Genomic DNA, 9,755 nt, shown 5'->3' with positions numbered 1-9,755 from the left:
GGAGTAATCCCACTTTTGCTTAAAAAAATTACTTTACCACTTTATTTATTAATAAATAATGAATCTTTTAAAATTAGATCTCTATCATAAACTTTATAATCTATTCTCTCTTTCTTCAATAAAGAATCTAAAGTTTTAAAATTTTTAGTTAAATCCAAACTTAAAGATACTCTGGTATTATAATTATCAAATGTTTCTCGATTAAAATTAGTAGCATTAAATACAAGTGTAATCTTCCTTTCAGAGTTATGAGGTAAAAATAAAAGAGAACTCTTATAAATCAAATTATTAAAATTATTAAAATCAGATAGTTTATTACATTGATCATTCTGATAAAAAGTATTACTATAGTATAAATAAAATAACTTTAAATATCTTTCATCTAGTTTTTCAGAAAATTCAGAACTGATAATTTTACCCCCTATTTTTCCAGGAGCATCATATTGCTTATTTTCGTTCATTGTATGAACTAAATAGTATCCCAGATAGTTTGGTATTACATAATTATTCAGTGAATTATTCTTAAATAGTAAGGTAATAATTAGATTGTTTTCATCTATTTTTTCCTTTTTAACCATACTCATTTTTATATCACTATTTTTTTCCAATTTTTCTTTCGAACAAGAAATTAATAATAGAGTTAAAAAAAATAATATAAGCTTATTTAAGCTTAACTGGTAAATGTTTGATTTTGTCATAAACTCCTTTAAATTGTATACTTTTTAAAATATAATCATTAAAAATATTTTCAAGAGAACTATTAAAAAACCCCGGAAGTTTGTCATATCCATTTAATTTTAAAAAGTCCCTTTCAATTCCCCAAATCCCATCCGTAGAGGTCACATTATTGGTAAATAAATTACCAGAATAAGATATCCCACCAATAACTCTTCCTAAGAAATTACTTCCTGTAAACGCTGAGTTGAGCCCTCCTGAGATTATCCCTGGCAGTACAAACTTAATGGCTCCGGGGTTACTTGAAATGGTTCCCAATGCTCCTGAGATTGCCGCTCCACCAATGGCGCCTCCCAATACCGCACTCCATGTTCTTTGCCAGTCCCATTTCCGGGGGATTTTTTAAGAAAGCAAAAGTAGGAGTAATCCTACTTTTGTTTTCAAATTATTTCTCTTACGTAATTGAAATCTCTTTATTCATTTTTTTTGATTTTCAAATTTGCCATAACTACTGCCAATTCATCTTTTACAATCTTTGGAATAGTATTTCCATCATTTATTAATTCTCTCATGAAAGAATAGGAGCTTTCCTCTAAATCTAACATTCCTGCAATTTGTATTATTAATTCATAAAAATCTCTATTGATTTCAATATCATATTCGTATAATTGAGTTACTACAGTATCAAAACATAAACCATATTCATTATATATTAAGTATTCTCTAGCATTATTTAAGTCTGCATCATTTAATCCTATAGCCTTAGAAATTTCAATTAATTTAGTTAAGGTGTTATTAAGTTTATTCATTTTAATTATCTTATTGTAAAAGCTGTTATAATTTCTGTATGTGTAGTAATTACTCGGATTTTTGTTCCTTGATAAAATCCTTCAACGACAAACCTTACAGGGTGACCACTTCTTGTAAGTGTAGCTCCAGCCCTTCCTGTTTGTTGTATCCATAGGTTATTTGTTGCAACATTTGACACGGCATGCATAATTTTAGAATTATTCCATGTAGCAGGGAACATACTTTTAGAACGAGTTATTCCGTTGGTAAAGCTTTTTAAACTCCCAAACCAAGCATGACCTCCTCCTGTAGCATCTCCAGCTATAATATGTGCTGTTCTTGTTGGACTTGCTAAATTGATATATTGACTTCTAGCACTTAAAGTACCTACTCCCCTACTTACAACTTTTCCTACAACTCCACCTGCTAATGTAGCTGCTGCTGTATTCACGTATTCATTCATCATGCGCTCTTCAGTAGGATTGTAAACTTGATGTTCTACAAAATAATCTGAATCTCCTCCAAAAAAAGCATTAATTTTATTTCCAATCTCTGCTGGAAGATTTCTTCTATCAGCGTAATATCTTCTTCCTCTTATTTTTGTAATTCGATCGCCTGTACCATCTTTCCCCCAATCATCATAAATTTCATCAGGAGAAATAATATATCTATATTCACTACTAATCCCATCCGTTGAAGTCACATTATTGGTAAACAAATTCCCTGAATAAGATATCCCACCAATAGCACCTCCTAAGAAATTACTTCCTGTAAACGCTGAGTTGAGCCCTCCTGAGATTATCCCTGGCAGTACAAACTTAATAGCTCCCGGATTACTTGAAATGGTTCCCAATGCTCCTGATATTGCCGCTCCACCAATGGCGCCTCCCAATACCGCACTCCATGTTCTTTGCCAGTCACATTTTACAGGATTTCAGTTGCCAACCATGTTAAGAATTCCCTGTAAAGTAAAACAGGCAACCATTTGATTACCTGTATTTCGATTACTTTACTTATAGTTGTATATACTATTTATTTGCATCATTCTGAGAAATATTCAAAAACAAACTATCTTCTATCACAGGTTGCGCTACAAACTTCGCTTTACCGAAATTTAGCTTTGAAAATCTTCTCAAGTATTCTCCTTCAGGATATTCTCCTTTCAATATTTTATTATACGGATAATAATTTTGTTTAAATTTTGAAAAATAATTATGAATTGGAGGAGATTGTTTAATATTTAACTTATACTTTATTTTCAATTTTTCTTTTTTTGGTAAATAAAATACAGAATCTCCATCCCCTGGCATCATTTGATTTATTACATCAGTCATGCCTCTATCTGACAGATTAACGTTTCTAATACTGTCTAATTTTCTTTGATAAAATTTAGAAAATTGATTATCCCCTATTATTGCATACACATTTATAGGAAAGTCTTTCTCTTTTCCACCCTGAGTAGAAAAATCTTTAAAATTCTTGTCTCCAAACTCAAGTGTATTTGGAGCAGGAAAAATAATATCATGAGAAGTATTATTTTCAAAGATAAGAGTCAGTTCATTACTATTTTTGGTATACTTTAATGTAAAAGCACTATCTTTTTTTGATTGCTGTTTACAAGAAAATAGACTAAAAACTATTAATAAAAATAATGCTATTTTTTTCATTTTAGAGTACTTTTTAAATAATTATTAAAGATTGGTTTAATTTTAGGTTCTAATAAATCAAAACTCTTGAATGTGCTTATTCCTGTATTAAATGACTCCATATTTAGATTAAGCTTTTGCCAACCTCGGAATTTCACATACTGTTCCTCCCATCTAGATGTAAAATATTCATGAACACTAACACTTTGATTAACTCCTGTACGTTCCAGCACATCAAAAAGCCGTGCATTGTTTAATATAGTGTGAAAAATCTCGTGTCCCATTGTTAAGTCTAATTGTTCTAAGCTTATAAATGCTCCTTTGGGTAAATATATCCTTTGCCAGACAATTACATCATTATGTGTAAGAATTTCCGTTAGCCCCCAAACATTGTCACCGTTTCCATTTACTAAAAGAGCTTTATTGCCCCCAAATGAATAGCCATGGCTTCGTATAAAAGGGCTTAAATCTTTTGACTCATCTACAAAATGCCAACTCCCACGGATAAATTGATTTTTATAGTGGGCATTTGCTACTCCTATTACTGTGTTACGGCTGAACTCAGCTTCAGTAGCTCCATTTAAAGTGTTCTCATCACTAACAACCATTTCACTTATGCTATATCTATATCCGGCGAAATCCATATTTGTTGATGTCATTTTATTCTCAAATAAATTAGCCGTATAAGACAATCCACCAACAGCACCGCCTAAGAAATTACTTCCTGTGAACGCTGAGTTGAGCCCTCCTGAGATTATCCCTGGCAGTACAAACTTAATAGCTCCGGGGTTACTGGCGATATTTCCCAATGTTCCCGAGATAGCCATACCGCCAATAGCACCGCCTACTACAGCGCTCCATGACTTCTGCCAGTCCCATTTTACAGGATTCCAGTTGCCGCCATTGGCAGCTACCCCATTGAAGTATCCTCCTAATAAAGCACCTCCAAGCATTAACCAAAATTCACCGTCCGGGTCATTATACATCAGCGGATTATTCATCACATACCCGTACTTATTATAGTTCTGGGTATTCATGGGATCCTGGATATTTTCGTCCGCATTTAAGAACCTTCTGAGCAGAGGATCGTACAATCTGCCATTCATATGAATGATGCCTACATTCATAAAATGTTCATGGCTGGTATATCCACGGTCAATAATCAGTAAAGCGCCTGCAATAGCAGCTTTATCTGTCACTATAGCTGCATTTCCCATCTTTAGGTGGGTAAGGCTGCCCCAGACATCATAATGTCTTTGTTCCAGCCTGCTGCCTGCTTCATCACTAATAGCAAGAACACTTCCTATATAGTCTTTGTGAAGGAATTTATAAGAACCGCTGCTCTGTCCTGCTTCTTTCAAATATACAATATCTGCTTCATAAGGAGTGCCTCCGATGTATAATAAATGATGCTCCTGTCCTGTACCCAGATCCGTCACTACTTCAAAGCTCCCGTCTTCATTGTAGAGTTTTGTTGAAGTATTCTGCCATACAGGTGCATTAGGGTCCCAAATTCCGCCGCCGCCTGTTTTTAGTTCTGTGCCTGCTCCTGCATTTTTCAGTTTAGCAATGTTAACCCGCTGACGCATACTTCCCAATCCATATTCGAAATTAATACGGGCTTTTTCTCCATTAATCTGTACCGGATCATTATTCTCATTATAGGTGATGCTCTGTATCAGATCTCCGTTATAATTCTGTACTCCATCCGTATTCAATGTCATTCCGGTTGGCTGATAGATCTTCGCAGCATTTTCATACTTCATGATTCCCACCTGATCATTTTCCATGATTCTGCCTTTTATATCATAGATATTTCTGTTCATGGCGGGTTTAATTCCTGTGACCGGATTGGTCCAGTTTATAAGCCTGTTATTGTCATCATAATCAAAAGATTCTGCAATATTGAGATCTCCTCCGGTTGTTCTTGTTTTAAGTTCATTTCTGATGGCATCAAATGAGTAGGAGATCTGCAGGATTCCCGGTTTTACCTGCGAAGAATGATTAACGCTGCTCAGAAAACCATTGGCATCGTATGCATTGGTAATCTCTGCTGCTCCTAATCTGCTTTTTAATACCTGCCCTTTAGCATTAGTCTCCTGAAGCTCCCAAAGCACTTTCCCGGAGCTTTTATCTTTAACCTGATAGAGTTCTCCGCTCCAGGTGCTGTAAAGATTTTCTATCACGACCTTGGTTGTAATACCCAGAGAGAGCAATTCTTTCTCATAAGAAATCATTCTTCCTTTATTGTCATAGGTCATCCCTTTCTGGGTATAGGTTCTTTCATTGCTGTTTTCTACAGCAGATATAATCCTTCCCTGAGGGTCATAGGTAATGCCGGTGCTGAACAGCTGCCCTTTTACAGTACCGGATTTTGTGGTAAGCCTGCCTTTGGTATCATAGGTAAAAGCAATGGTTTTATTGGTGGCCTGTCCTCCGTCTGTTGTGGAAAGTTCCTTCTGGGAAACCAGCTGCCCCATGTTATTGTAGGTGTATTCTTTTGTTCCTTTCGGGCTGGTTGTCTTTTTCGGCTGTCCGAATCCGTCATATTCATACTTGTACAACCCGTTGGATGGATCATTGAATTCTGATTTTCTTCCCCATACATCATAAGCAGTTGTGACTGTATTTTCAGCATACTGAGCCTTAATCTGTTCTCCTGCTGCATTATAGGAAAACTGTACAGTTCCTCCTTTGTCTGTTGAAGAGATCATATTTCCCAGTGCATCAACTGTTTTGGACGTGGTCCTTCCATAGTCCGCTATATTGGTCTCTTTTACCGTTGTGGTGAATCCTGATACCACAGTTTCCGTCTGTTTACCCGTAAATGCTGTAGCTTTTACCTTAGCAGGATATACGGAATCATCATAGGCAATGGTATTCCACTTACTGGCACTTTGCCCCTCAAAATACGGTTCGGATTCTTTTATCTTTCTTCCCAGGATATCGTACTGGGTTTCCTGAGAAACGTATTGTCCCTGCGAGAAAGCCTTAGCTGACACCTTATATACCTGTCCCAGTTTGTTGGTGAATGTTTTGGATCTATTGCCATCGGGCTCATTTCTTGTCACCGTAACATTATCAAGGTGATCCCTTTCATAGGTATAGCTGGTGGTTCCCTGAAGACTGCTTTCAGAGGTCAGGCGTTTTCCCCAGTTATCATAAGTGCTTGTAAGGGTATTTCCTAACGGATCCGTCTGGCCTGTCAGCTGTCCCCAGCTGTTATAAGAAAACTGGGTCTCTAGTCCTAAATGGTCTGTTTTCTTAATGATAAATCTTCCGGTAGGATCATACTGTGAGCCCGTCATACGAACCTGAGAATCTATACTGTTAGAGAGTGTTTCCCCCGTTATATTCCCAAAACCGTCATAACTGTAACTTTCCTGGATATAGCCTGTATTATTCCTGTTCCATTTTTTAAGGGTCTTTACCCTGTTATTTTCATAGGTGTATTCTTCTTTGCCGGACTGGCTGTCTCCGTAGGCCTGCCGGGTTTCTGTCTTAGATTTCAGACGCCCTATATAATAGGCTGCTGCACTGCCGGAAGGGTTGTGTTCGTACTCATAGCCGGAAGCTGTAATTCCAAGCGTAGTATTCACCTTAGAAACTGACTGCACCGGCAGATAATACGCTCCGTAAGTAATATTGTTTTCGGTAACAGCTCCTGTTAAGAAATCTTTTACCCTGCTTGTTTTGGGTAAGATGGCGGTCACTACCTTAGCTTTGTCAGTATCCGAAACACTTGCCACAACCTGACCATTTAGGATTTTATCAATCTGATAGGTTGTAGATTTTAAGGAAAGAAGCTGGGTGTTATTTTCAGAAAGATCATCAGGAATAATCTGAGTATCGAAGGTGGTTTTTTTTACCGTCCATTCTTTCAAAGGAACGCCGTCATTCACAGGGTCAATCTCCACTCCTGACCATATCTTGGTACTTCCAGTTCCTAGCTCATTAGAATACCAGGAAGACCTTGCCATTTTTCTGAAACCAACCATCCCTTTACCCAGAATATTGGCAGTAAGGCCTCTGTACATAAATTCCTGTTTCAAAATAATATCTGAAGGAGAATTGAGTACCGTTCTGGAGGTCTGTGTCATTTCGGACACTACATACATTCCGTAAGACTGACTGATTTCAGTATAAGGGTAATTTTCCGTTTTAGCTCCGGCATAAAACTCTCCGGATGGGTCTTTTGCCAGCTGTTTATAGGTAATCACTGTGGTGATTCCACCCTGCTGAATAGTTTTGATACGGGCATATTTTGCAGCATCTATATAATAGCCGTAAACGACCTCCTGCTCATTAGCAAAACCATAGGTTTCCCCATTTGCAGAAACCATCATAAAGCTTTTGAGCATTGCTCCGGACCACTGATCTACAGAAAGGGCTACAACATCCCTTCGGGTAGGAGCCACCTCGTTATTAATATTGCTGCTGTGAAGATAAATGGTTTCAGGACTCAATCCATAATTACTAAACAAAGCGGGCAGCTCCCCTGAAAGAGCCGAGAATACTTTAGCGGTTACCGTATAATTTCTGGTGTATTTCGTACCCTGCCCGCTGTCCTGAATAGCCGCCTTATAATAGGATCTGCCGCCTTCCAGCATAATAAGCTCGGTTTTCCCGTCATTATTGATATCGTAGGCCACAAAAGTTCTGGGATTGGCTATCGTGAAATTAGCATTCAGATCCTGGGTACTCCTGCGGGTGGGCTCGGGACGGTAAAACACCTTAGTTTCTTCCTTAAAGCCGTTTCCTTTGGAAGTGTAGAGATACCAGATGGCAGCGGTAGGAGTTCCCGGCATCATAATATCACTGAGCCCGTCACCATTATAATCTCCTACAAGACTATTTTCCCAATATCCTTTTATAGTTTCATCATTGGCAGGATTAAAAGGGGCAATAGAGGACTCATACTGCCCCAGAGTATTTTTATTAAAAGTAATCAGGTAAGGCTTTAGATTCTGGCTTAGTCTCAAAAGATCAAAAACCCCGTCTCCATTGAAGTCTCCTCCTTTGTAAATGGTAAATACATCCTTATCCAGCTGGTTATGGTCAGGATACAATTCCAGGGGATAATACCAGCCGTTCCCCTGAATAGACTCATCAGGATCTACTACATAATACCGATTCACACTGGTACAGATCTGCGGCGGTTTGCCAGTGATATCAGGATTGTCAATGACTGTTGCATAGCATTCTCTGTCATTGAGCACTACAACAAGCTCACTGAGCCCGTCCCCATTGAAATCAACGTTTTTTAGATCTTTAACAGTGGTCGTTATTCCATTGACTACAGTTCCCGATGAAAAATCATAGTCATCAGCAGGAATGGTTTTGGTGTAATCCAGTACCAGCTGGTTATTGTCCGTAAGTCCATAGAATGAAAGTTCAAGGTCAGATTTGGCAGTAGAAGGATTAAATATCTGTTTTTTTACAACCAATCCCTGGCGGTTTCGGATGAGACTGCCTTTTCTTAAGTTTACCGCAACAGCATTTTTGATGCCTGTTACAGAATTCCCTACATATACCGGGAATAGGGTATTATTATTATAGCTATTACCTAAATAATTACTGTAAAGGTATAATCCTACCTGCGGTATCTGGCTGGCGGTCTGGGAGTGATACCGTAATATATCAAGCTTGCCGTCACCATCAAAGTCTCCCACTACATCCGTATTGATATTGGGTTTTAAAGTATGGCTGTTGCTCCATTTATTGCCTACATACGGGGACTCCTCATACGTGAATTTTACAGGGTTGGCCTCTTCATTATCAGCGTTTAAAACCGTGATTTTTTCCACAGATTGGTATGGATTCCCTGGAAGGTCTTTGTAAGAAACAGCATACTTTTTGTATTGTTTCCCGCCAGAGGAAACTAAAACAGAGGTAAGGATCTTAGACTGGGAGAAAAGGACTCCTTTGATATAGGCAGTTTCCGGGAAAAGCCTTGCCGTAAAATTAAAATCAATGGTATTCAAATGCTGGGTTCCCTTAGTTTCATTACCGCCCCAAAGGATGCTGCTGATTACAGAGACATTATCCTCTAAGGTATAACCGTAGGTAATATAATTCCCGTCAGGATCTTTTGACTTTACTATATTATAGTCTATGGGTGTTCTGGCATTGCTGCTTCCCGAAGCTGTGGCTCCATACCATACCTGAGAACCGTCAGGGGAAGTAACCTCCCAGTATTCAGGGCCCTGCCAGCTTTGCCCGCTAATGCTTCCTACAGATCTGATTTTAAAATTAGAATACTTCTCGGTAACATATTCTGCCCCGGATTTACCATATTTCCCGGATTTTAATATGAGCCGCTGCCCGTTAAAGCTGTAGTAATCTGAATAATCCAGCTGTACTCCTTTGGTGATGCCATCCTTTTCAAGATTCCTGCCTACCCTTGAGATGGCGCTGAGCCCTGTGAGGTTCCAGCCATAGCCTGCCAGGCCGTTTCCAGCACCGCTTACATAAACAAGACCGACACCGGGGGCTGTATTTTTAACTCCGGGGGGAAGGTCTATTGCAAGGGTATACTGAAGCTGTCCCGCCCCTGTAACCTCTATATTTCCCTTGGTATCGTGAAATTTCGGGGCTGGAGTCTGCGAAAAACAGAACACTGATATAAAAGACAGTATAAGCGAC

General features: G+C 38.4%; 6 protein-coding genes. All 6 read right to left on the bottom strand.

Annotated elements, in window-relative coordinates; all coding sequences use genetic code 11:
* Positions 1-41: 41 nt before the first annotated feature.
* Positions 42-698, bottom strand: coding sequence for a hypothetical protein (locus AC27VX_RS23325; RefSeq protein WP_488698333.1), 657 nt, complete (start codon positions 696-698; stop codon positions 42-44).
* On the bottom strand, positions 661-1,032 hold the full coding sequence (locus AC27VX_RS23320; RefSeq protein ID WP_300691564.1) for a hypothetical protein: 372 nt from the start codon (positions 1,030-1,032) through the stop codon (positions 661-663). Before AC27VX_RS23320 ends, AC27VX_RS23325 begins: the two co-directional genes overlap by 38 nt.
* 116 nt (positions 1,033-1,148) lie before the next feature.
* Positions 1,149-1,484 (bottom strand): MafI family immunity protein, encoded by a 336-nt coding sequence (locus AC27VX_RS23315; RefSeq protein ID WP_488698330.1) that lies wholly within the window; start codon positions 1,482-1,484, stop codon positions 1,149-1,151.
* 5 nt (positions 1,485-1,489) lie between these two features.
* Positions 1,490-2,356 carry an EndoU domain-containing protein gene (locus tag AC27VX_RS23310; RefSeq protein WP_488698328.1) on the bottom strand — a complete coding sequence of 289 codons (867 nt, stop codon included), beginning with the start codon at positions 2,354-2,356 and terminating at the stop codon, positions 1,490-1,492.
* A gap of 136 nt (positions 2,357-2,492) precedes the next feature.
* Positions 2,493-3,131 (bottom strand): hypothetical protein, encoded by a 639-nt coding sequence (locus tag AC27VX_RS23305; RefSeq protein WP_488698326.1) that lies wholly within the window; start codon positions 3,129-3,131, stop codon positions 2,493-2,495.
* The gene (locus tag AC27VX_RS23300) at positions 3,128-9,730 is read right to left on the bottom strand and encodes an RHS repeat-associated core domain-containing protein (RefSeq protein WP_488698324.1); all 6,603 of its coding nucleotides are present in this window, start codon (positions 9,728-9,730) and stop codon (positions 3,128-3,130) included. Before AC27VX_RS23300 ends, AC27VX_RS23305 begins: the two co-directional genes overlap by 4 nt.
* Positions 9,731-9,755: the final 25 nt, after the last annotated feature.

It is taken from the genome of Chryseobacterium sp. 14P4.3.2 (assembly GCF_057799275.1).
The sequence above is the reverse complement of the archived record's forward strand: the minus strand, read 5'-3'. Positions and strand labels throughout refer to the sequence as shown.

Bases quoted from the DNA above. Each gene is read 5' to 3' on its own strand.
- AC27VX_RS23305 (WP_488698326.1), bottom strand. From the start codon at position 3,131: ATGAAAAAAATAGCATTATTTTTATTAATAGTTTTTAGTCTATTTTCT.
- AC27VX_RS23325 (WP_488698333.1), bottom strand. From the start codon at position 698: ATGACAAAATCAAACATTTACCAGTTAAGCTTAAATAAGCTTATATTA.
- AC27VX_RS23315 (WP_488698330.1), bottom strand. From the start codon at position 1,484: ATGAATAAACTTAATAACACCTTAACTAAATTAATTGAAATTTCTAAG.